The following is a 23,498-nucleotide window of genomic DNA, read 5'->3' as shown; positions in this document are numbered from 1 at the left end:
TCCAGGATTTCTGCTTCTAGTAGGATTATGGTATTACTGTTCGTTCATCACGCGATACAGGATGAGTGCCGCCTGCGCACGAGTAGATGTGCCTGACGGATCGAACTTATTGCCGTTCGTTCCTTTGATGAATCCTTTGCTGGCAGCGTACGCAACCGCCGCCTTAGCATCGCGAGAGATGCGAGCCTCATCAGCGAATCCAAGCGGCGTGCTTGACTGAGACAGGTCGGCCTTCAATGCTTGAACAAGCATGACAACCATATTTTCACGAGTAATCGGATTACGGGCTCCAGGCTCTTTAGTCCGCTGCTCCCATGTCTTTCCGCTGTGCGTCATACGATCAAGCAGGGTTGCAAACTCCGCCTGTGTCATGACATCGCTAGGCTTGAATGTGTCTAGGCTGTCTTTGCCGCGCAGTAATTCATGGGCTGCGATGACTTCGATCTCATCCTTGGCCCAGTGCAGAGCAATGTCGCGGAATGTTCTTGCATGCTCGGCAACGGTGTATGTGCCGAACTGCGTAACTTGGAAGGTGACGGCTTTTTTGTCTTTTGCCTTCGTTCCGGCTTGGTCATAGTTCCATTCGCTTGATTCGCCTTGTACAAGCTTGTATACACCCGCTTTGCGAATGTCCTTTGAAGCGTCTGTCAGCTTAAGGATGACATCCAATACCAGATCCTTGGATTCCTTCGGTCCATGGATCGTAAGCATTGGAGATGTGAAGGTCGTCTCGCCGCGCTCCTTGCTGAATCCCTTATCTTTATGGTCGGCAAGAGACAGTATCAGCTCGAATCCATTAGGACCCATTAATGTCTTAATGGACGCTGCAGGAACCACGATGCTGAACGCAGATGCGGATAGAATCAAGTCCTTCCCGGATTGCTGCATAAGCTCAGTTGCTGCCTTGTCCAGCTTGAAGGAGACTTCTCCGTATCGCTTCATCTCGACATCGCTGATATCGACTTGAATCTGCTTGATGTCTTTATCCTGAAGCTGCTTTTTCATCGCATCCGCATTGATCGTGAACACCGCGTTCACGACGTTATGCTCCTTCTTTGTCTCAACCAAGAAACCAGCCTTCATGGTCTTGCCGGATGAGCTAGGGTCTATAATACCTCCAGGCCAGGAAGGACTAGTTGGTGGCTCTGGCTTCGGATTCGGAACATTAGGCTTGGTAACTTTAACAGTTGAGGATAAGAGGGAACGCAACGGAATCTCCTCTTTGTTTGCATTGACTAGCTTGGCGTCTTCCAGTTTAAATGCATATTCGCCTTCATATTCGCTAACAAAAGTGATGGTGGCCATATCACCAATTCCATGTGCTGCGCCTTCGCTGAGACTTACGCTGTAGTTCAATCTAGTCTTGCCATCAGCTCCTGCGATCGTATCTTGGTTGATGATGAGGGGCAGATCTGGATGATGCTGCTGTTGATATGTTGCCATCGTCACGCTTGGCGTAATATCTTTTACAGTCAGCTTACTGTCGTACGTGAGACTGAATGAAGCTGAATAAACCGCTTCCGTAACGGTATAATTTATCTTAACGTCGAATTGTTCTCCCGTTAAGACTTCTGGCTTGCTGCTTGCGGCATAGACAGAATCTTTATAAGCATGATCAAACACAACTTGATGAGCAGGTGCAAAGACACCATTTAATGCTGCATCATATACATACACTTCAAACGCATTCATGCCCGCATTTAAAGGCACACTTACCGTAAATGTCCCGTCGTCGTTAATGATTCCGTCATGCTGATTCGCGTTTTGATCAAGGACAGCGACGGCGATATAACTGCTCATCGGAATTGTTGTTGGGAACAAATCAATCAGCAAATCCTTTGTGATCTTTCCGTGAATATATCCTATGCCCGGGTTTGAGCCATCTACAATCAGTGGTTGTTCATCCAATACCGACTCAGGGGCATGACGATCGATAATGAATGAAGAACGCTGCTTTTCGATTTTTTCTTGATTTGCAAAAGGGGTGAGGTAATATTCACCGTCTTCCAACTGGACTTTCTCCTCACCATTCGACACAGAGCCGTCCCATTTCAGCTTTCCATAAATGTCAGGTATATGCAGGTCATGGCTAGCATACAAGTCACCCATGACATTCCCATATACGCTGTCTGTTACTGTAATCTTTACGTCATTAAGCGGCTTATTAACTGCAAAAGTGACGTCGGTTGTTTCTTGAGGGGATTCCCCGTTCGGAGAGAAGATTATGGGATCAGCGGTTACGTTTGTGATGGCATCGATCTCAAAAGCTTCTCCAACGTACAAACTGACAGGCAGATGCAGCTCGTGACCAGTTGACGTTTCCTTTAACGTTACAGTCCCTTCGTAGATGCCCTCGGCAGCTTGTGGCGGAACGGTTACATCTACGTTAAAGCTGCCTGCACCACCTGCTGGTACGGCAACGGTATCCGTATTGAATGTTAACGCAATACCTTTAGCCGTACCATTCCATGTGCTGATGATCGAATAGGTTTGTGGCGAATTAGCGATGTCCTTCACTTTAATCGTATGAGAGAGTTCGCCTGAGGCGGCAGTGCCGAAGGAAATGCTTCCAGTCTCATAAGGGATAGGTTGTTGATCTTTCGTTGCAGTTGTGGTTGCTTGAACAAGTGCAATAGCTTTTGCTTGTACGGCCTGATCAAGATCCACTCGGCCGGCACCTTGCTCGGTTACCGTATAATCCTTATGATTCCGGTCTTTCATTGGCACGGCATTGTTCATCAATAATGCTTTTAGATCAGATGTTTTGACACTGCCCTCGTACTTCTCAAGCAGCAAAGCAGCGGCACCAGCTATATGTGGGGCAGCCATGCTTGTCCCTTGTGAATCCTTGTATGCATCCGCATAATTCCCATCCCAAGCGGGTACGGAAGAACGGATAGCGACTCCTGGAGCCGTAATGTCAGGCTTGATGGAGAAGTCGGGATTGATCGGTCCGCGGGAGCTGAAGTCAGCGAGCAGATCCTGCTCTTGAACCGTATTGAAAGAGATGGATTCCCCTTTTTCTACATTCGCCAACAACGTAATACCTGCATCTTTGGAAATCGTGTAGGTAGGAACGTATTGTCCCTCTGAACCAAGCGTTGCTTTCAGTTCACCTGGCTCATTGTTATAGATGATCACGGCTGCGGCACCAGCTTTTGCGGCATTAAGGGCTTTTTCCTGAAAACTGATTTCACCGCGCATAACGAGAGCCAGCTTGCCTGACACGTCCAGATTTTTGTAATCTTCAGGTTTGCCAAACTTGGCATAGACAGCCTCAAAGGTTGTGCCCGGTTCACTGATTTCAGGGGCATATTCAGCCAATTGCGCATATACGCTGCTGATGCCTTGCGATTCGAAAATTGGTGTAATCATTGGAGGTGTAGAAGCGCCAACGGAAATTGGAATATGCGCGCCTCCTGGTGTGCTTACTGTTCCGTCATTCGGACCTTCGTTGCCAGCCGCCAGTACAACGGTAACACCTGCCAGCATCGCATTGTTGACCGCCACTGAATCCGCAGTAAATGCATTGTTGAACTTTCCGCCAAGCGATAGATTAATCACATCCATCTTGTCTGTAATGGACCGTTCGATTGCTGCAATAATATTTTCAGTTGAGCCTCTGCCATAGGGCCCCAGCACTCGATATACATAGAGATCAGCCTCAGGGGCTACGCCTTTGACCCATCCATTCTCCGCATTTGACTCTTTTGGATTCCCGCGTCCAACTATAGTGCCGGATACATGCGTCCCATGTGTAGTATGGTATTCCGTTCCGTCGGCCATAGGTGGCTTTGTCGGATCAGGAAGTGTCTCCATCGGGTCATTGTCATTATCGACAAAGTCCCATCCGCCTTTATACGCGCCCTTTAAGCTAGGGTGCTTATAATCGACGCCGGTGTCGAGCACGCCCACCTTAATGCCCTTGCCTGTGACACCGATATCCCACAGCTTATCAGCACCAATATGTGGAGCGCTTTCGTCCATGAGCGGTTTGAAGGCATAACCGTTATCGACAGGAAGCGTCTTATATTCCAAATTCGGATAAACGGCTTTTACGCCAGAGAGCCTTGTCAAGCGCTCTACTTGATTGGCCGGAAGCGTTACAGAGTAGCCGTTGAATGCCTTCGTGTACTCGTGTTTGAACAGGATGTCCAAGCTTTTCTCTGCTTGTGCTTTAAAAGCAATGTGCTCCAAGCGAATTTTTCGTTCTTGTTCGCCTGCTGAAGGGGCTAAGCTTTTTGATTGTTTAGACTGGGACAAGGCGACGGGGTCTGTGCTCAATTCAACGATGACGGTGATAGGCTCTGTACTGTCTGATTGAGTGACGAAATTGCTTGCTTGGGATGAATTCAAGGAGAGGTCGGACTGGTCGGAAAGCAGAAAGTTTGGAGACAATCCGGAAGTTATTTTTGGCTGAAGCTGTTCTTGAGGTGCGGTTTCTTGCGCATAAACGTGAGATGGGGCGGGGAACAGCAGGGCAGCCGCCATGGCTATAGAGAGTATTCCCGCTAATTTTTGACGTATAGGTTTCGATTTCAAGCTGCAATCTCCTCTCGGACTATAGTGCTATGCTCTCTCATCGATGTGAAGGTAATAACGGACAACCCTCCTTGAATAAAATAGTAGATTCCATATGTTGCCATAAGGCTAATGCTTATTGTAGCGTACTGTCCACACTTATTCATGGGCTTTACGTCCTATGAACACAGGTCAAATCATGTGGATGATTGACGAATGAAAGCGATTGATTTATTGGGATGAATACAATTTCAATTGTGCCCGTCATCACCAAAATACTGGGGGTGGGGGATTAGCATTTATAATAATTGGATTTTGTCTAGGTCTATATAAACCATTCAGAATAGAGCATCTGTAAAAGACAACGAACAAATTTGTGAACAATGGAAACTTAATGAAGGGAAATAACGTCTAAACAAATATAGTAAATATATTCCAATGACAAGTGAGGGATACAAGTTGGTTAAGAAGACTTTTGTGACGTTGTTAGTTTCTCTTCTGTTAGTTGAAGCGTCTATAACTGCCGGTGTGTCAGCAGCATCAAGCATATCTGAAGAAGCATACTCAATAAAGCAACCGTCTGCTCCTGCACAAACATCTTCTTTGGAACAATCTAAGGATACTTATCGTCAACCTCGTATTATATCTTATCAACCGAGTCATCAAGGAACACTGTCAATACGATCAAATCCTACTTTGCAATTCACGTTTGATGAAGAAGTGAAAAAAGGAGATGGATTTCTTATCCTTTTTGAAGCATCGACGAACAAGGAAGTTTGGCGTAGTAGCGTAAGTGACCAAAGCATATTAATATCAAACAATCAACGTACAGTTACTTGGCAACCTTCAATTTCTTTACAGGGGAATATGAATTATTATGTCGTAGTTGAAAATGGTACTTTCAAGGGTGAGCATGGAGACTTTGCAGGACTATATGGTCAGAATGGATGGTCATTTAAAACAGTACAAGATACAATTGCGCCTATTGCAACATCATTTATCCCAGCCCCGGGGCGATCAGATTTTTTTGTTGGAAGCAATCTATCCATTACATTTTCTGAACCCGTTTGGGCGAATAAGGGGAATATACATTTTAAGTCTCTTACACGAGGGAACTTGGTTGGAATGGTTCCTGTAAACTCACCGCAGGTGACTGGTAATGGAACAAACACCATTACAATTGATCCAATTCAGGATTTTAAGTCAAATGATCAGATCGTCGTTACGGTTGATGAAGGAGCGTTTGTGGATCAGGATAAAAATTTATTCCGTGGTATCAAAGAGGAGGAGGGATGGCAGTTTTGGACTAAAGGTAATGACTCTATTATGCCTGTACTGCAATCTTATCGATTGGTAGCATACGATACAATCCGTCTTATTTACAATGAGTCACTTAATCGAGATACTGTCCCTCCTTTAAAAGCTTACCGCATTCTTGTGAACGGCAAGGAGCAAGTGATCGATAAAATATCGATACAAGACTCATATGTAGACATAAAGTTAAAGAGCGGGATTAATACTGGATTGACAGTACTATTAAGTTATACAGTGCCAAAACAATCACCATATGCGATTGAGGATCTTGCAGGTAATCGTGCCAGTGATATTGGAGGCATTGTTATTGAAAATGGAAAAGACACAGCAGCTCCGAAGGTTGAAAATGCAGTTATATCCGGATCGACGTTAAAATTAACCTTTGATGAGACTCTAGGTACTGTATCTACAAATGCTCTATCTCAATTCAGAGTAACCTACGATGATCGGAATGTAACATTACGACGTCTAGAGCATAGTGGTAGAACCGTAACACTAACACTTCAACATTCAGTTAGCAACGGACAAATTGTCAAAGTATCTTATACACCAAACAATTACCCAATAAAAGATGAAACAGGGAATGCGCTTCGTTCGTTCCAAGGGCAGCTAGTTCAGAATCTGCAGGATACGAAAGCGCCAACCCTGGAACAGACCTCTGTCAAAGGGAGCCTGCTCACACTCACCTACAATGAATTGCTTGATCCGAATTCGATTCCGATGCGGAGCCACTATTCGGTACTGGTAAATGATGCGGCAAGATATGTGGAGCGGGTACAAGTGATCAACAACACCGTTGTCTTGACGCTTAGCTCAGGTGTGAAGGAAAGTGACGAAGTACGCGTGTCCTATGTGCCAGGGGATGCCAAGATACGAGATCTGGCAGGCAATGCCGCTGTCGGCTTCTCCTACCGAACAGTAACAGATTCATCGGACACGACTGCTCCAACGCTGCGAACAGGCGTCATTAAAGGCAGCGTCGTGACACTTGTTTTTTCAGAAAAGTTAAATGCAAGCTCTGCGCCTTCCCTAAATCAGTTCTACGTATATGCGTCTAATGTCAATCGCAAGGTGAAGAGTGCTTCCATTCAAAATGATACTGTAACGTTGGTTCTGGAATCCCCAGTCAGCGCTGCAGCGAATGTCTCGCTAACGTATGTGCCAGGCAATGTGCCGCTTAAAGATTTGAGTGGAAATCAGGTTGCATCGTTTGGCAATGCGGTATTATCGAATCAAACGGATCAGGTATCTGGAAGACCTGACGATGTCGTTCAAGCGCCATATGAGGCTTTCTTGGATTCGAATCTTTTCCTGCTTCAATCGAAAGCCGCTTCAACCACGAGCGAGCGATCTCGATACGGGGTATCGATTAAGCGCTACACGGTTAATGAAAGCAAGCTGAGAGAAGCGCTGCAGTATGCCGTCCGCTACAGCTCTGACCATCATCTTGCATTTGAGGTGCCAGCAAGCGAGAAGGCTGCCATGGTTGCAGTGCCATTGCAGGTGCTGGAGGAGATTTATGCGAGCGAGAAGGATGCTAAGTTCTCCATTCGTTATGGGGACGTCATATATACGCTCCCGCTTAAAAATATCAATTACAGCCAGTTAAAGCGCCAGTTCAGCCAGTCTTCATCGATTTATGTGCAGCTGCAGATTGAAGGCGCGTTATCTTACGCGACCCAGATGGCTAAGGCTGTTGAGGATAGCGGAGCAGAATTCAGGGCTCTGCCGATTGATCTGTATGCATCGGCCTATTCGAGCAGTACACCAACACAAGCGCTAGTTGTGCAAACCGAGGCCAAAGTGAAGGTGAACCGCGCTGTCTACAATGATCGCACTTCGATGATCCGATACGATCGAGCAGGAGATCGATTGCAATACATTCCGAATACGATTAAGCAAGGCGGAGGCTTATCCGTATTGAGGTTCTATCCATCTGATAATGACATCTTTGCTGCTGTTGAGCGGAGCAAGAGCTTCAGCGACATTCGAGCGCACTGGGCGCAAGCGTCCATTTCGCATCTTGCGAACAAATTCATTATTGAAGGCGTAAGCAGCAGCCGTTTTGCACCAAATGCTTCGGTGACGAGAGGCCAATTTACTGTGCTGCTTGCACGCTCCTTTGGACTCGAGAGCAACGCAAGTGCTGCGAATGCTTATTCAGACGTAGGCTCAAGCCACCCGATGGTAGCCTATATTGGAGCGGCGACCAAGGCAGGTATTATTGGCGGGTATGAAAATGGAACCTTCCGCCCGAATCAGAACATCTCGCGTGAGCAAATGGCGGTTATGCTGGTTCGCACCCTGGATTATGTGAAGCAGGATACAGCTTATAATAGCAATGTGCTGCAAGGCTTCAAGGATCGCGGACGCATCTCCTCCTATGCGAAGGATGCGGTGATCAGATCCGTCTCCTCGGGGCTCATTGCAGGCGTAACCACAAACACTTTTGACCCTCAAGGAATCGCGACTCGCGCCCAAGCTGCTGTGATGCTGGAGCGACTTCTTGTCCAGGTGAATTATTTGACAAAATAAGCGCAGTAAAATATACTTTTGAGAAGATTAACCGCAGGTTTTAACAGGTAAAAACGTTGACGAAACCTAAGTAAACAGAAGACCTTGGACCAGAGAAAGAATTACAGTGCAGCGGGTATGAGAACAGGCGGAGAAACATGTGCTAGGATGCCTCTCGCAGCTGCCGGGCTGAAATAATTCTTGCCATGAAGAGCTGTTGAAAGCTAGTTTCAGAGTGTGAAAGGACTTCACCGGGTCGTTCCGTTATCAACGCTCAAGGAGATCGTGTGCTGTCTTAGAGGTAGCCGCGATAACCAGGGTGGTACCGCGATACTCATCGTCCCTGTTATATGCAGGGACGTTTTTTATTTTTATAGACCACATTCAGGAGGAATCTTTGATGAAAGCAAGCGAGATACGTTCGAAATGGTTAGCATTCTTCGAGAGCAAAGGTCATCATATTGAGCCAAGCGCTTCCCTTGTGCCGCACAATGACCCGTCTCTGTTATGGATTAATGCAGGAATGGCGCCGCTCAAGCCGTACTTTGACGGCCGCGTAAAGCCGGAGAATCCGCGTATTGCGAACTCTCAAAAATGTATTCGTACAAATGATATTGAGAATGTAGGGAAGACGCGCCGTCACCATACGTTCTTTGAAATGCTGGGCAACTTCTCCATTGGCGATTACTTCAAAGAAGAAGTGATTACATGGGCTTGGGAATTCCTAACGGACAAGCAGTGGATCGGCTTCGATCCAGACCGTCTTTATGTAACGGTATATCCAGAGGATGAAGAGGCATTCCGCTATTGGAACGAGAAAATAGGTCTGCCAGCAGAGCGCATCATTAAGACGGAGGATAACTTCTGGGATATCGGTGAAGGTCCATGCGGCCCATGTACAGAGATCTTCTATGATCGCGGCGAAGCGTATGGTGACCCTAATGATCCTGAATGCTATCCAAGCGGCGAGAATGAGCGTTATCTCGAAGTATGGAACCTTGTATTCTCTCAATTCAACCACAACAAGGACGGCAGCTACACGCCGCTTCCAAATAAAAATATTGATACCGGCGCAGGGCTTGAGCGCTTTGCTTCCATTCTTCAGGATGTGGATTCGAACTTTGATACCGATCTCTTTATTCCGGTCATTGAAGCAACTAGCCGCATTGCGGGTGTGCCTTACAAGAAGAATGAAGAGCATGATGTTGCGTTCAAAGTTATCGCAGACCATATTCGTACCGTTGTATTTGCAGTAGGAGACGGTGTGCTTCCTTCCAACGAAGGCCGCGGATATATCATTCGCCGTTTGCTCCGCCGTGCGGTTCGCTATGGCAAGGTTCTTGGCATTGAGCGTCCGTTCATGGTAGAACTTGTGAAGACGGTAGGCGACGTGATGGGTGGACATTACCCAGATATCGTGGAGAAGCGCGAGTTCATTGAGAAGGTTGTTAAAAATGAAGAGGAGCGCTTCCATGAGACATTGACGGACGGCTTGAACATCTTGTCTGAGATGGCAGCTTCGGCTAAGGCAGAAGGCCGCTCCCAAATCAATGGTACAGAAGCATTCAAGCTGTATGATACGTATGGCTTCCCGCTTGACTTAACAGAAGATTATGCAGCAGAGCACGGTCTTAGCGTCGACCATGAAGGCTTCGAGCAGGCGATGCAGGAGCAGCGCGATCGTGCACGCGCAGCGCGCCAAGACGTGGAAAGCATGAAGGTGCAAGGCGGAGCTCTTGCAGATTATACGACATCCAGCACGTTTGTCGGCTATCAGCAGGTTGAGGCGAATGCGAAGGTTCTCGCGATCATCGTGAATGAAGAGCTGGCAGAAGAGGCTCCCGCAGGAACGACCTGCCAAGTGATCTTGGATCAAACGCCGTTCTATGCAGAGAGCGGTGGTCAGGTCAGCGACAACGGTGTATTTACGTCTAACGAACTGAGAGCAAACGTTACAAACGTGAAGAAAGCACCACATGGCCAGCATGTGCATGCAGTCACGGTTGAAGCTGGAACGCTTCGCGTAGGAATGGAGCTGACGGCTTCCATTGACCGCACGGAACGCGATGCGATTATTAAGAACCATACCGCGACTCACCTCTTGCATCGTGCGCTCAAGGATGTCCTTGGCGAGCATGTTAACCAAGCGGGTTCCCTTGTGGAAGAAGAGCGTCTTCGCTTTGACTTCACACAGCTTGGCAGCATTAAGCCAGAAGAGCTTCAGGATATCGAGCGTCGTGTCAATGAGCAGATCTGGAAGAGCACGTCGGTTGTGATCGAAGAGATGAGCATCGATAAAGCGAAGGCACTTGGTGCGATGGCCTTGTTCGGTGAAAAATATGGAGATATCGTGCGCGTCGTTCAAGTTGGAACTTACAGCATTGAGCTTTGCGGCGGTGTGCATGTGAAAAATACATCGGAAATTGGGTTGTTCAAAATCGTAAGCGAGAGTGGTATCGGCTCTGGCGTGCGCCGTATCGAGGCGGTAACAGGACGCTTTGCTTATCAATATATGGACGAACAGCTTGACTTGTTGAAGCAGGCAGCACAATTGCTCAAATCCAATATCGCAGACGTGCCGAAGCGTATTGAAAGCATGTTCCAACGCGAGAAGGACTTGCAGCGTGAGAACGAATCCTTGAACGCGAAGCTTTCGAGCATTGAAGCTGGCCAGCTGACTGACCAAGTTCGTACGATTGCAGGCGTGCAGGTGCTCGCAGCTGAGATTCAAGCAAGCGGCATGGATGCGATCCGTACAACGGCGGACGAGCTGAAGACGAAGCTCCCTGAGACCATTGTGGTGCTTGGAGCGGTTGCCGAAGGCAAAGTGAACTTTGTTGTATCCGTAGCGCCTGAGCTTGTGAAGAAGGGCTTCCACGCAGGCAAGATGATCAAAGAAATCGCGGCAGTAACAGGCGGCGGCGGTGGCGGCCGTCCAGACATGGCGCAAGCAGGAGGTAAAGACGCAAGCAAGATTCAAGAAGCGCTTGCTCTTGTTGAAAAGCTTGTTAGCGATCAAGCAGGTGCATAATTCGTGATATTTCGCATATAGCGTCAAGCACCAGATGAAGGTATAAGATGTTGTAAATGAAGAGCATTGGAATAGAGGCGTATAAGAAGCATCTTAGGTATATAATAGTGAAGAGAAGCTTCTATATGCCTCTATGTTCATAAGTCTGGCACATTTAAGTGAAAACCGTTTTGCGAGGATATTTTTTGTTTGTCTTGGGTTGTGTTATGATAAGAGAAAAGCGAGGTGACGACGATGAGTTCGTTGGATAAAACGATGAAATTCAATGTGACAGCTGAAGAGCAAGCGACGTCCAGTCAAGACATTATATTGTCTGTGTATGATGCGTTGAAGGAGAAGGAGTACAATCCGATCAACCAGATCGTCGGATACCTGCTCTCTGGAGATCCAGCTTATATTCCGCGTCATAACAATGCTCGAAGCCTCGTACGGAAAAAGGAACGAGATGAATTGATCGAGGAATTGGTTCGATTCTATCTCAGCCATCACCGTTAATCCAGAATAGGCCATGCGTCTTATTCTGGCGTGCGGGTGCTATGGACATGAGCAATAGGAGACGATCATGAGGATATTAGGATTGGATTATGGGGACCGCAAGATTGGTGTGGCGGTAAGCGATGCGCTAGGTTGGACGGCGCAGGGGCTTGAAGTTATTGTTCGCACCTCGGAAGAAAGGGACTTGAAGCGATTGGAACAGATCGTTAAAGATCATGAGGTCGAAGCGATCGTGCTTGGGTTGCCGAAGAATATGAACGGCACCGTCGGGCCGCGGGGCGAGATCAGCATCGCCTATGCGGAGACGTTAAGGCAGTCACTTGGGTTGCCCGTTCACCTATGGGATGAGCGCTTGAGCACCGTGTCTGCAGAGCGGACCTTGCTCGAGGCGGATGTTAGCCGCAAGAAGCGCAGACAAGTAGTTGATAAGATGGCAGCAACGATTATTTTACAAACATATCTCGACTATAATTCTAGAAGGTGAGGGGTTAACAATGGCACACGACAACCATGGACACGAGGAACCGGAAATTATCTACATTCCAGATGACGAGGGCAATGAGGAAGAGTTCGAAGTCATTATGAAATTCGAGGTTGATGGTTCTGATCACAAATATATGATGGTCGTTCCTGTTGATGCCGAGGATGATGAGACGGATGAGGTATATGCCTTCCGTTATGAAGAAGACGGCGACGACTTGAAGCTCTACATCATCGAAGATGAGGAAGAGTGGAATATTGTAGAAGAGACCTTCAATACGCTCGTTGACTCTGAAGAGGTGTAAGCGGTGAGCGAGACAGGTACTCTTAAATTTGTGGATTATTTATCGAAACAATATGGAAGCGCTCTTGAAATGACAGATGAGCAAGGACAGAGCCGCTTTTTCGATCTTCTTGCTGAATTTGAGTTCAGCGGCCATTGCTATGCGATTGTACAGGATCAGGAAGGACAATACGAGCCAGAAGCGCTTCGTATGGTGAAGGACGATGCAGGAACCTGGCAGCTTGAGACGATCGACAGCGATGAAGAATGGGAAAACGTCATGGAAGCTTATGACGAGGTTGCCTATTCAGAAGAATTAGATTTAGATGAAGAGCAATAGAGAAGACACCATGTAAATTACGGAAAAGGGCGGGGTAAAGACCGCTCTTTTTTCCATGTAGGAGCGTGAGCGATTGAGGACAGCAGCAAAGGCGGCACTCGCTTTTTTAATCGTCATCATCATTATTATTGGTGCGGGTGCGTGGTATGTATGGAATGGAATGCAGCCTGTGCAGGGACAGGACAAGCCCATCGAAGTTTCGATTGAAGAAGGTACAGGAACTTCGGCTATAGCTCAACACTTAGAGGAGCAGGGCGTCATTAAGAATGCATTGCTGTTTAAGCTGTATTTAAAGATGAATAATGAAGGCTCGGCTTTTATGGCTGGGAAATATTCGTTTGATCCAAGCAGTACGTACGAGCAGATCATCAAGAAGCTGAATGCTGGCGATGTGATCCCTGTTGAGACTGTAAGAGTTATGGTACCTGAGGGTTATACGATTGAACAGATTGCGGATGATTTAAGCGAGAAAGGTATTGTTGAGCGCGAGGCCTTTATCCAAGCTGCAGATAAGATTGGAAAAGAAAAGCCATCTGATCTTACGCTTAATCTGCCAAAGCCCAATGATAAGCTGAAGCATGTGCTGGAAGGCTATCTCTTCCCTGAAACCTATGAATTCGCTGTGGGGACAAGTGCGGAGGAGATGATCGTCCGGATGCTTAAGGAGACAGAGAAGCGTCTAATTGATATTCCGAATTTTGATGCGAAGCTGGAACAGAGCGGTATGACCTTGCAGGAGCTCTTGACGGTTGCTTCCCTCGTGGAGCGTGAGGTAGTTGTAGATGAAGAGCGTCCGCTCGTTGCAGGTGTCATCTATAACCGATTGAATAAGCCGATGAGGCTCCAGATTGATGCTACCATCCAGTATGCACTGGACAAGCCGAAGGAACGGTTGTATTATAAAGATTTGGAAATCGAAAGTCCGTACAATACGTACAAGGAAGATGGACTGCCGCCAGGACCTATTGCCAGCCCAAGCTTGGAATCGATTAAGGCTGCATTAGAGCCTGAGACTTCTGACTATTTCTATTACGTCACGAAGAAAGACGGCACCCAAACTCATTTATTTGCGAAGACCTATGAAGAGCATCTGAGCAATATTGAGAAGAGTAAACAGTAAAGTGGTGATTTCATGACAGCAAAACCAGAATTGCTTATTACGGCAGGCTCGGTGGAAGAAGTAAAGAGCTACTTGGAGGCTGGTGCTACAGCCATTACCGTGGGGGAATCCAAGTATGGCATGCGTCTGCCTGGCCAGATGCCGCTTGATCACATCGAAGCCGCGCTGCCGATCGTGCGTCAGCATGGAGCAAAGCTCTATGCCGCGGTTAATCATATTTTTCATAACGATGCGCTGCTAGGTCTTCAGAAATACTTGTCAGAGCTCCAGCGTATCGGGATTGACGGGATCACATATGGAGATCCAGCGGTGCTAATGACAGCTAGAGTCGCTGCACCTCATCTGAAGCTTCATTGGAATGCTGAGATGACATCAACCAACTTTGCCACGGCGAAGTACTGGCAGAAGCGCGGTGCAAGCCGTATGGTGCTGGCGCGCGAATTGAATATGGATCAAGTTATCGAGATGAAAGCGAAGCTTCCAGACATGGAGGTAGAGGTTCAGGTGCATGGGATGACGAATATTTATCACTCCAAGCGCCACTTGATCCAGCACTATCTTCGTCATATAGACCGCGAGGAAGATACGTCGAATGTTGGTATCGAGCGCAAGCTTTTCCTCATTGAGAAGGAACGTCAAGATGAGAAGTTCCCTGTTTATGAAGATGAGTACGGTGCCTACATTATGAGCTCTGACGATATGTGCATCCTTGAAGATCTGAAGCTGCTGCTTGATGCGAAGCTCGACAGCTTTAAGGTTGAAAGCTTGCTTAAGCCTCGTGTTTATAATGAAGCAGTCATCCGTGCTTACCGAAAAGCGATTGACGCCTATGCACAGGATCCAGAAGGCTATCTATTCCAGCCGGAATGGATGGATGAGATTCGAACATTGCAGGATCCAGAGCGTGAATTGTCCTTTGGATTTTTCTATAAAGAACAGATGTATTAAGAAGGGGGCGTGAAGCCGATGACAACAAAAGTAAAGCGTAAATACAACGGTAAACGTAACCGTCTCGACAAGCCGGAATTGCTCGCTCCCGCCGGCAACTTGGAAAAGCTCAAGTTCGCCATCCACTATGGCGCCGATGCGGTATACATCGGCGGTCAGAAGTATGGTCTTCGCTCGAATGCGGACAACTTCAGCTTTGAAGAGATGCGTGAAGGCGTAGAGTTTGCAAAGAAATACGGAGCAAAGGTATTTGTTGCTACAAATATTTATGCTCATAACGAGGATCTAGAGGGTATTGAGGAATATTTGCTGAATCTTCAAGAGGCAGGAATCAGTGCAATTATCGCTGCAGATCCGATCATTATCGAGACGGCACAGCGTGTGGCGCCGAAGCTTGAGGTTCACATCAGTACACAGCAATCGATCTCGAACTGGCAGACGGTTCAGTTCTGGAAGGATGAGGGAGCGCCTCGCGTCGTGCTTGCACGTGAAACAAGCATCGATGAGATTGCCGAGATCAAGAAGCATGTGGATATCGAGATTGAAGCCTTTATCCATGGGGCGGCGTGCTCTTCCTATTCAGGTCGATGCACCTTGTCGAATCACTTCACGGATCGGGATTCAAACCGTGGTGGCTGCTGCCAATCCTGCCGCTGGAAATATGACTTGTTCGAGGATGCTCGCGGCGATGTCGATGAATGGATCAGCGAGAAGGAAGCGAAGGGTGAACCGGTATTGGAGCAATTCCGCGTTGGTATTACCCAGCTGCCATTGTTCCAAGAGGGTCAGAGCGAATTCTCAATGAGCGCGAAGGATCAATGCTTGCTTAACCACCTGCCGGATCTGATCGACGCTGGCATCGACAGCTTCAAGGTGGAAGGCCGCATGAGATCGATCCACTACGTTGCGACGGTTATTAACGTATATCGCCAGGCTATCGATGCTTACATGGCGGATCCTGACAATTATGAGCTGAAGCCAGAGTGGATTGAGGAAATCAACAAGGCCGCTAACCGTCCTGTTAATACAGGCTTCTTCTATGAAGAGCCGGATCATGAAGACCATATTTATGAACCTGAGCAAAAGTCCACTCCTTATGACTTCGCAGGCCTAGTTATGGATTATGATGAGAGCACAGGAATAGCTACGATTCAACAGCGCAATCATTTCAAGCCAGGAACAGAAGTGGAGTTCTTTGGTCCAAACGGAACCTTCTTTAAGCAGAAGGTAGATACGATTTGGGATACAGATGGCCAAGTTCTTGATGCTGCGCGTCATCCTTTGCAGCTTGTTCGCATAAAGGTTGACCAGCCTGTTCATTACTTCGATATGATGCGCAAAAAGAATCGCTAAACTGCCGTGCAATACGGTATGACGAAATAAAGCATATGGTTGATGGCTGCTGAATAGATATCATTAGTTCAGTATATCGTTCAAGATCCCCTGTTATTAGGACAGGGGATCTTTGCTTTCATTTTATAGGGGCCAGATTGAAGTTGCAGGCACATGTCCATACTAGAAACAGATAGGTTCGATGGTTGGAGGTGTGCTTGTGATGAGTTGTAACTTCAATATTAAGCGACTAAGACGAATCGGTTACGCGACGCTATTGATCACAAGCGTGCTGTTGGTTTGGGTTGCGAGATTAGCATGGCTTCAATTTGTAGAAGCTTTTCGAGCACTGCCTCATGATCCACATACGCTAATCAAACAGTCGGTCATCCAACGGGAACGGGGCATCGTACTGGATGATGGCCGAGGTCGCATTGTGGATCGGAAAGGTTTACCGATAACAGGATCTATGGGAAATGCAATCATTTTCTTTCCTATTAAAACTACGAATAGTCAGAAGCTTGCTGCCAAAGAAATTGCAGCTCTTGTAAATGTCAATTTCGATACGCTTATGGAAAAATGGAGCAAGGCATCGGAGCCTTTTGTTCTCCGGGATCAGCAGCAAAAAGTGGTACCGCTAACGATAGCCCAAAAGAAATGGCTTGAGGGTCGTCAATGGTTGGGTGTACGCGTTCTTCCTTACACTGATCCGTATCCATTGAAGGAGTTGACACCTCATTGGGTAGGGTACACCATTCAGGCGAATCCATCTGAATGGGATCGAAAGCTGAATAGAGGGAAGGCCCAAGGTTGGTCGTATATTCATCGCAGCGGCGCATACGGCTTAGAGAAGTCCTTTAACCCGTTGTTGTCAGGTATTGGTCCTGTAACATTTGTGCACTATCAGGATGCCAGCTTAAAGCCGCTCCCGGGATTGGATGTTCGCGTTCGAAAGCCTGACAATCCTTATTATCCGCTGCGTATTGTTACAACCGCTGATCTGAGCCTGCATGAGCCAATCGTTAAAATCATGAAGCAGCATGGACTCAAAAAAGGATCTGTTGTTGTAATGGATGCCACTAATCGTGATGTCCTTGCCATGGTGTCCGTTCCAAGCTATCATCCTGAGCACATTGACCCTCAGGATCATGCGTGGAACAATATCGCTTTGGACGCTGTAGCTCCAGGCTCTGTGTATAAGCTCGTGACAGCTGCATGGGCGCTTGAATCAGGCAAAGTGAGTCGCAAGGAGACATTTCATTGCGATGGAGAGCTTGGCAAGTATGGCTTATCCTGCTGGAAAAAAGGCGGTCATGGCACACTGACGCTGGAAGAGGCTTTTGCAGAGTCCTGCAACGTAGCCTTCGCTGAGCTTAGTGAACGCATGACAGAGGAAGAGATGTACAGCTATGCAGAGAAGCTTGGCTTCATTGGCCCTGTGGGTCTGGTCTCAAATGATCATCTTGGGCATAAGGCATTGTCTCATTTTCCAAATGAGGCCTCTGGGCGTGTTTTTTCAAAGCTTGAGCCGTTAATCCGCGACCAAGGTGCTAAAGCACAGTCCTCCATCGGACAGCGTGATGTCCGGATAACGCCATTAGCCGCAGCCAATGCCATGGTTACGATTATAAAAGGAGGAGTTTTTGGGCATCCGCGGCTTGTGATGCGCATGGAAGATAAAGAAGGTGCAGTCATCAGCTCATTTGCAAAGGAGGCTGCGTCTGAAAGAAGATTGAAGGCCAGAACAGCTCATGATCTAAGGCACTGGATGGAGCAAGTGGTTGAGCAGGGAACGGGAAAGGCGCTTCGCAATCGAGCTTGGCCGCTCGCTGGGAAAAGTGGGACGGCGCAGGCAGGTGCTTACGGCACGAAGCAATTGCATACGTGGTTCGTTGGCTACGGCCCTGCCAACAAGCCGCGTTATGCGGTCGCAGTCGTCTCAGAGGATGAGGCGAACGATGGGAAGCATCGTGCGACTGCAGTGTTTGGAGAGGTTATGGATCTGCTGGCTGATTTCGATAAAGGGTTATGAAAATAGCCGCAACTACGTATGTGTACGTTGCTGCGGCTATCACCTTTAGCACTTTTCACAAGTATATAGAAGTTATTACTTCGTATGATCTACACTTGAAGCGGCACCGTCGCCATGGGGAGACAGCGGATTGGAATCGAATTCCTCCACAGGCATGCGAATCCATCGCTGCAAATGGCCTTGATCGAATAAGGCTTTGATAAGGATAACCAGCACGGGAGATAGGATCAGGCCCGCAACACCAAAGATGGATAAGGAAATGATCATACAGCTAAGCATCGTGAAGGCGGATACCCCGAGCGTATTTCCCGTAATCTTTGGCTCTAGGATCTGGCGGGTCACCATAACCGTAACTAATATAACAAGCAGCCATATCGCTTGAGCAGTGTGGCCAACGATGAACAGGTACGTGATCCACGGAATGAATATGACTGGAATCCCAAGAATCGGCAGCACATCGAACAAGGCGCACAGCAGGGCGATGGAAAAAGCGTTATTAACGCCGAGCAGCAAGAATGATATGAAAATGACGCTAAAGGATATCGAAATTAATATGGATTGCGCTTTGATGTAAACGCCCAAGCCTCGAAATACATTGTCTCTTAAAAACGAAAATGCATTTTTGAACGTACGTGGTGTCTTCTCCTTTGCAAGCCTTCTCCAGGAATCAATCTCTGTGCTTAAGAAGTAAGCGAGAACGATAGCAATGGCAAAATTGAAAATAAAGGTTGAGAACGTGGCGACATGATTAACGAGCCAATTCAAAAAGGTTTTAAGCCATTGTTCCGCTACAGCTGCAAAATCTGATATATATGTATTCAATCGGTCTGTCACATCATGGGGGAGTGTCTCGTACTTGGCTTGTATGTAATTGATGAGTGCGGTGGACTCCTTGATGACGATATCTCTATATTGGGGAAGCTGGCTGATGAGATCGCTCATTTGCTGTGTAAATACAATTCCGGCTCCTACCAACGAACCGAGTATGATCAAGACGAATATAATAACGGATATAGCTGAAGCGATGGATTTCTTCATCCCGCGCTTGGCAAGGAATCTAGCCAGTGGTTCAATAATCAGGTAAATGATAAAGGCTAGAAAGATTGGCGTTGCGATACCGTACAAGTAGCTGAATGCGAGCATGATCAAATAGACGGTAAGCACGATCAAGCCAATGTCAAATGCCGTTCGCCAATATTTTCGATAAAAAGCGAGCATCGACGGTCCTCCTTTTGGGTATAAGAAATGAAGATGAGTGCTTGGTTCATATTGTATTATTGTACACGAAATTGAATTCACATGCCCTATTCTGTGCGCGGTTATGATACAATATTTAAGAAAAAAAATATAGATAAGAAACGGGGAACGAGACGCATGGAAATCATACTGCTGTGGGTGTTTTATATCCTTACGTTTTATGCGTTCCTCCCAGGTCTTATTAGCCGTCTTTTTGGATTTCGCGTCTTTCGGAAGGGAATTTCCGAACGAGAGATCGCTTTAACGTTTGATGATGGTCCAGATCCTATCTATACATCTAAATTGCTGGATCTGTTGAAGACTTATAAAGCAAAAGCAACCTTCTTCGTAGTGGGCATCCATGCGGAGAAGCACCCCGAGCTTATTAAGCGCATGCATGATGAAGGCCATCTGATTGGAATCCATAACTATGTACACAAGAGCAATTGGCTTATGCGTCCGAAGACGGTCAAGCGCCATATTCATAAGACCTCGGGTATGATCGAGGAGATAACCGGCAAGCCTGCGGTGTATTATCGTCCGCCTTGGGGAATTGTGAATTTATTCGACTTCGGCAATCTTGGGCATATTCAGATTATTTTATGGTCTGCGATGTTTGGCGATTGGAGAAAGAGACTGGGAGCAGAACGCTTGTATAAGCGAATGAGCAAGAAGTTAAGAGGCGGGGAGGTCCTGCTTCTGCATGATTGCGGACTTACATTTGGTGCGGATCGCGATGCACCTAAGCAGATGCTGATCGCACTTGAGCGTTATCTTCAAGAGGCAGAGGATAAAGAGCTGCGCTGCGTCCGAATCGATGAGTTGATCCGAACAACGGAGAAATACAACGTCATGCATCCTTCTTGGATGAAGAAAGTGACAGTAAAGCTGTGGCTAGGCTACGAGAAGCTGTTCCATTTGGTGTTTGGCTTGAAGACAGCAAGCCATGACAAGCCAATTCTGCATTTTAGAACAAGACCTTATCATGGAAATGCCATCACCTTGGATGATGGGGTAACGCTTCAACGAGAAGATCAAGTGCTGGAGCTTCATTTTGACAACCAGCATCTATATGAGATTGGCCAGCATTCGAAGAGCAACGTGCATCTTGCGATCAAGCTGATTCGAGATGTTGAGAAGGCATTGCCTGAGATTGCGGCTTATGTTGCAGATCATCCTGAGCTGCATCAGGTAAAGGCACTATATGGCGTGAGCTTTATTCATCGGGGGCCAGAGCAATTTGGCTTTACGATTCGCGACCTGCCGAAGGGGCTGTTCAGTTGGATGACGAAGCGATACCTGAAGGTATTGATGAGAGTGATTCATCCAATGGGCCAGAACCGATTGCGCCAGCAAGCAAATCAGCTTGTCCCTAAGACAATTGTCATGTCTACTGATTATCTGATGAAGCGCTATGGTCCAGGGTATCATTTCTCTGCTCACGAAGTAGAGGCAGCTATTCATGGGGCTGAGCAGTCCGTTAAGAATGCTTCGCTATAGGTGAACTCATTTTATCTTTATCGTTTGACTATGCTAACCATGAACATTAGGCATACAACTCATATTCAATATTCGCAACTCGCCGGTGTGGTAATTTATTACATCTGGCGAGTTGTTTTTATATTTATGCATCATTATGCAAGTGATTAAAATTTGAATCGTATTCAGTAATGGTCGCGAGTCGAGAACATATTTACTCAATTGTCTTTATAGAAAGAACAAATGTCTACCCGTTTGGTGAAAAACCACAAAGGGTAAGAGGTTTTGAGGAAAAAATTGCTTGATACTTGTTGAAACTCAATAAAAAAATGTGATCAGGAAGCTTAAAAATATTTTAACAGAAACCTTACATAGGCATTTACAAAACGAAATTTATATAATAGTATTATGAAAAATATTCGTTTCCTGCTTATGGTACAGCTGTAATACAGACTCATTTGACCACTGTTCTATAAGCGCGAGCCGAATATTCTCTATAATCCATTGGTAGATTATAGAGTCTGGTTTGGGTAGATGTATTTTATATCGATTAGGGGGAAAAGACGTGAAAAAGAGACTATTAACCGTATTGAGTCTTATGCTCGCATTGACATTGGTATTGTCAGCATGCGGTGGCAACGACTCTGCTAACTCTTCGGACAATGGCGGCAGCACGAACTCCAGCTCTTCTGAAGGTACAACGAATGAAGGCGGAAGTGATGAAATCATCACTAATGGTACAATCGCTGCTACAGATCCTAGCAAGAACCCAGCTGCAGCTACAAACCGTAAAGACACTGTCATTATCGGTATGACTGCTCCAAGCGGTATCTTCAACCCGCTTTTTGCAGAATCCAGATACGACATGTATGTAACTGAAGCATTGTTCGATTCCTTGGTTAAGATCGAGAAGGACGGATCTTATTCTCCACAAATGGCAGATTACAAAGTGTCTGAAGATGGTTTGACATATACGTTCACGTTGAAAGACGGCATTAAGTGGACTGATGGCACGCCAGTAACAGCTAAAGACATCGCGTTCTCCAGAACATTGTTGTTCGATAGCTCTTATGACGGTCCAACAGACGTTATGCAATCCGCACCTATCAAAGGCGGACAAGATTATAAAGATGGCAAAGCAACTTCCATCTCCGGTATCAAAGTAGTAAACGACAAAACGATTGAATTCACAATGGAATCCGTTAACCCATTGGCACTTGCAACATTAGGCTCCGGCGTTATTCCTGAGCACTACTATGGCAAGGACTACAAGCAAGGTAACTTGGGTTATATGAAAGACACATTTACAACACCACTTGGCAACGGTGCATATACATTGAAGAAGTTTGCTCCAGGGCAAGAAATCGTAATGGAAGCAAACCCTGATTACTATGCAGGCGCACCAAAAGTGAAAAACTTGATCTACAAAGTGACAACAGAGGAAACATTGGTATCCAACCTGCAAACAGGTGAAACGGATATGGACTTCCCAACAGCATCTAAAGATCAAGTCGAAGACATTAAAGCGATGGGATTCTTGGATACACAAATTTTCCCTACAAATGGCTATGGCTACATCGCGATGAACCACAACGATCCGAAGTTCAAAGATCCTAAGGTTCGTCAAGCGTTGACATATGGCTTGGATCGTACACAAATCGTTGATGCTGTATACCAAGGCTACGCAAAAGTAATTAACGTTCCTCAGTCCGACCTTTCATGGTCTTACACTGATGAAGGTATCGAAAAGTATGAGTTTGATCTTGAAAAAGCAAAACAATTGTTGGATGAAGCTGGCTGGGTACCAGGTGCTGACGGCATCCGTGAAAAAGATGGCGTGAAGTTCAAAATCAACTTTGCTGCAACTTCTCCAAACCCAGTGAATGACGCGATCATTCCAATCGCAACTGCGAACTATAAAGAGCTTGGTATTGAATTCGTAGCTGAGCAAATGGACTTCAACGCAGTTATCGACAAGCGTAAAAAAGGCGACTTCGATATGCTGTTCATGGCTTGGGGCTTGACTCCAGATCCACAGTCCATGCAAAACGTATATATGACTGGCGGATCCCAAAACGATATCGGCTACTCTAACACTAAGCTTGATGATCTCTTCAAGCAAACAGGATCTACTGTAGACCAAGAGAAGCGCAAAGAACTGTTCAAGCAAATCTATCAAGAGATGAATACAGATCTTCCATACATCTACTTGTACCAACGTTCGGATATGTGGTCGATCAACAACCGCATCAAAGGATTTGATCTTTCTCCTTACAAAGAATTCACATCTGATTTGAACGTGATCGAGGTTCAATAATCATAAGATAACTTCATCATTAACAGTCTTTCATGTCTGTCCAATGCTCAGCCCTG

The 23,498-nt window shown here is 46.5% G+C and carries 14 protein-coding genes; 12 read left to right on the top strand and 2 right to left on the bottom strand.

The genetic code is table 11. The annotated features are described in order from the left end of the window. Positions 1-33: 33 nt before the first annotated feature. Positions 34-4,542 (bottom strand): S8 family serine peptidase, encoded by a 4,509-nt coding sequence (locus I2H74_RS25200; RefSeq protein WP_195575976.1) that lies wholly within the window; start codon positions 4,540-4,542, stop codon positions 34-36. Between the two features lie 417 nt (positions 4,543-4,959). Here I2H74_RS25200 and I2H74_RS19785 point away from each other — a divergent pair, with 417 nt between their 5' ends. From I2H74_RS19785 to I2H74_RS19740, 10 genes are all read left to right on the top strand, one after another. Beyond that, complete coding sequence (locus tag I2H74_RS19785) at positions 4,960-8,370, top strand: SwmB domain-containing protein (RefSeq protein WP_229106876.1); 3,411 nt, start codon at positions 4,960-4,962, stop codon at positions 8,368-8,370. A 379-nt stretch (positions 8,371-8,749) separates the two neighbouring features. Continuing rightward, positions 8,750-11,380, top strand: coding sequence for an alanine--tRNA ligase (gene alaS, locus I2H74_RS19780; RefSeq protein WP_195575974.1), 2,631 nt, complete (start codon positions 8,750-8,752; stop codon positions 11,378-11,380). Positions 11,381-11,614: 234 nt separating this feature from the next. After that, positions 11,615-11,875, top strand: a complete 261-nt coding sequence (locus I2H74_RS19775) for an IreB family regulatory phosphoprotein (protein ID WP_195575973.1) — start codon at positions 11,615-11,617, stop codon at positions 11,873-11,875. A 67-nt stretch (positions 11,876-11,942) separates the two neighbouring features. Further along, on the top strand, positions 11,943-12,359 hold the full coding sequence (gene ruvX / locus I2H74_RS19770; RefSeq protein ID WP_195575972.1) for a Holliday junction resolvase RuvX: 417 nt from the start codon (positions 11,943-11,945) through the stop codon (positions 12,357-12,359). Positions 12,360-12,369: 10 nt separating this feature from the next. Continuing rightward, on the top strand, positions 12,370-12,660 hold the full coding sequence (locus I2H74_RS19765; protein WP_195575971.1) for a DUF1292 domain-containing protein: 291 nt from the start codon (positions 12,370-12,372) through the stop codon (positions 12,658-12,660). Positions 12,661-12,663: 3 nt separating this feature from the next. After that, positions 12,664-12,978: a DUF1292 domain-containing protein gene (locus I2H74_RS19760; RefSeq protein ID WP_324254115.1), complete on the top strand. Its 315-nt coding sequence runs from the start codon at positions 12,664-12,666 to the stop codon at positions 12,976-12,978. Between the two features lie 73 nt (positions 12,979-13,051). After that, a complete protein-coding gene (gene mltG / locus I2H74_RS19755) occupies positions 13,052-14,098 on the top strand; it encodes an endolytic transglycosylase MltG (RefSeq protein WP_195575970.1) in 1,047 nt (348 codons plus the stop codon). A 12-nt stretch (positions 14,099-14,110) separates the two neighbouring features. Beyond that, on the top strand, positions 14,111-15,046 hold the full coding sequence (locus tag I2H74_RS19750; protein ID WP_195575969.1) for a peptidase U32 family protein: 936 nt from the start codon (positions 14,111-14,113) through the stop codon (positions 15,044-15,046). An 18-nt stretch (positions 15,047-15,064) separates the two neighbouring features. Next, entirely contained in the window at positions 15,065-16,399 is a 1,335-nt protein-coding gene (locus I2H74_RS19745) for a peptidase U32 family protein (RefSeq protein WP_195575968.1), read from the top strand. Positions 16,400-16,601: 202 nt separating this feature from the next. After that, positions 16,602-18,410: a peptidoglycan D,D-transpeptidase FtsI family protein gene (locus I2H74_RS19740; RefSeq protein WP_195575967.1), complete on the top strand. Its 1,809-nt coding sequence runs from the start codon at positions 16,602-16,604 to the stop codon at positions 18,408-18,410. 75 nt (positions 18,411-18,485) lie between these two features. Here I2H74_RS19740 and ytvI read toward each other — a convergent pair whose 3' ends face one another. Next, positions 18,486-19,628: a sporulation integral membrane protein YtvI gene (gene ytvI, locus I2H74_RS19735; RefSeq protein ID WP_195575966.1), complete on the bottom strand. Its 1,143-nt coding sequence runs from the start codon at positions 19,626-19,628 to the stop codon at positions 18,486-18,488. A 156-nt stretch (positions 19,629-19,784) separates the two neighbouring features. Here ytvI and I2H74_RS19730 point away from each other — a divergent pair, with 156 nt between their 5' ends. Continuing rightward, a complete protein-coding gene (locus tag I2H74_RS19730) occupies positions 19,785-21,146 on the top strand; it encodes a polysaccharide deacetylase family protein (protein ID WP_195575965.1) in 1,362 nt (453 codons plus the stop codon). A 544-nt stretch (positions 21,147-21,690) separates the two neighbouring features. Beyond that, positions 21,691-23,442, top strand: a complete 1,752-nt coding sequence (locus tag I2H74_RS19725) for an ABC transporter substrate-binding protein (RefSeq protein WP_195575964.1) — start codon at positions 21,691-21,693, stop codon at positions 23,440-23,442. Positions 23,443-23,498 lie beyond the last annotated feature (56 nt).

The organism is Paenibacillus sp. 1001270B_150601_E10, from assembly GCF_015558675.1.
GTDB lineage: Bacteria > Bacillota > Bacilli > Paenibacillales > Paenibacillaceae > Paenibacillus_B.
This window is presented reverse-complemented; position numbering and strand designations above follow the sequence as displayed.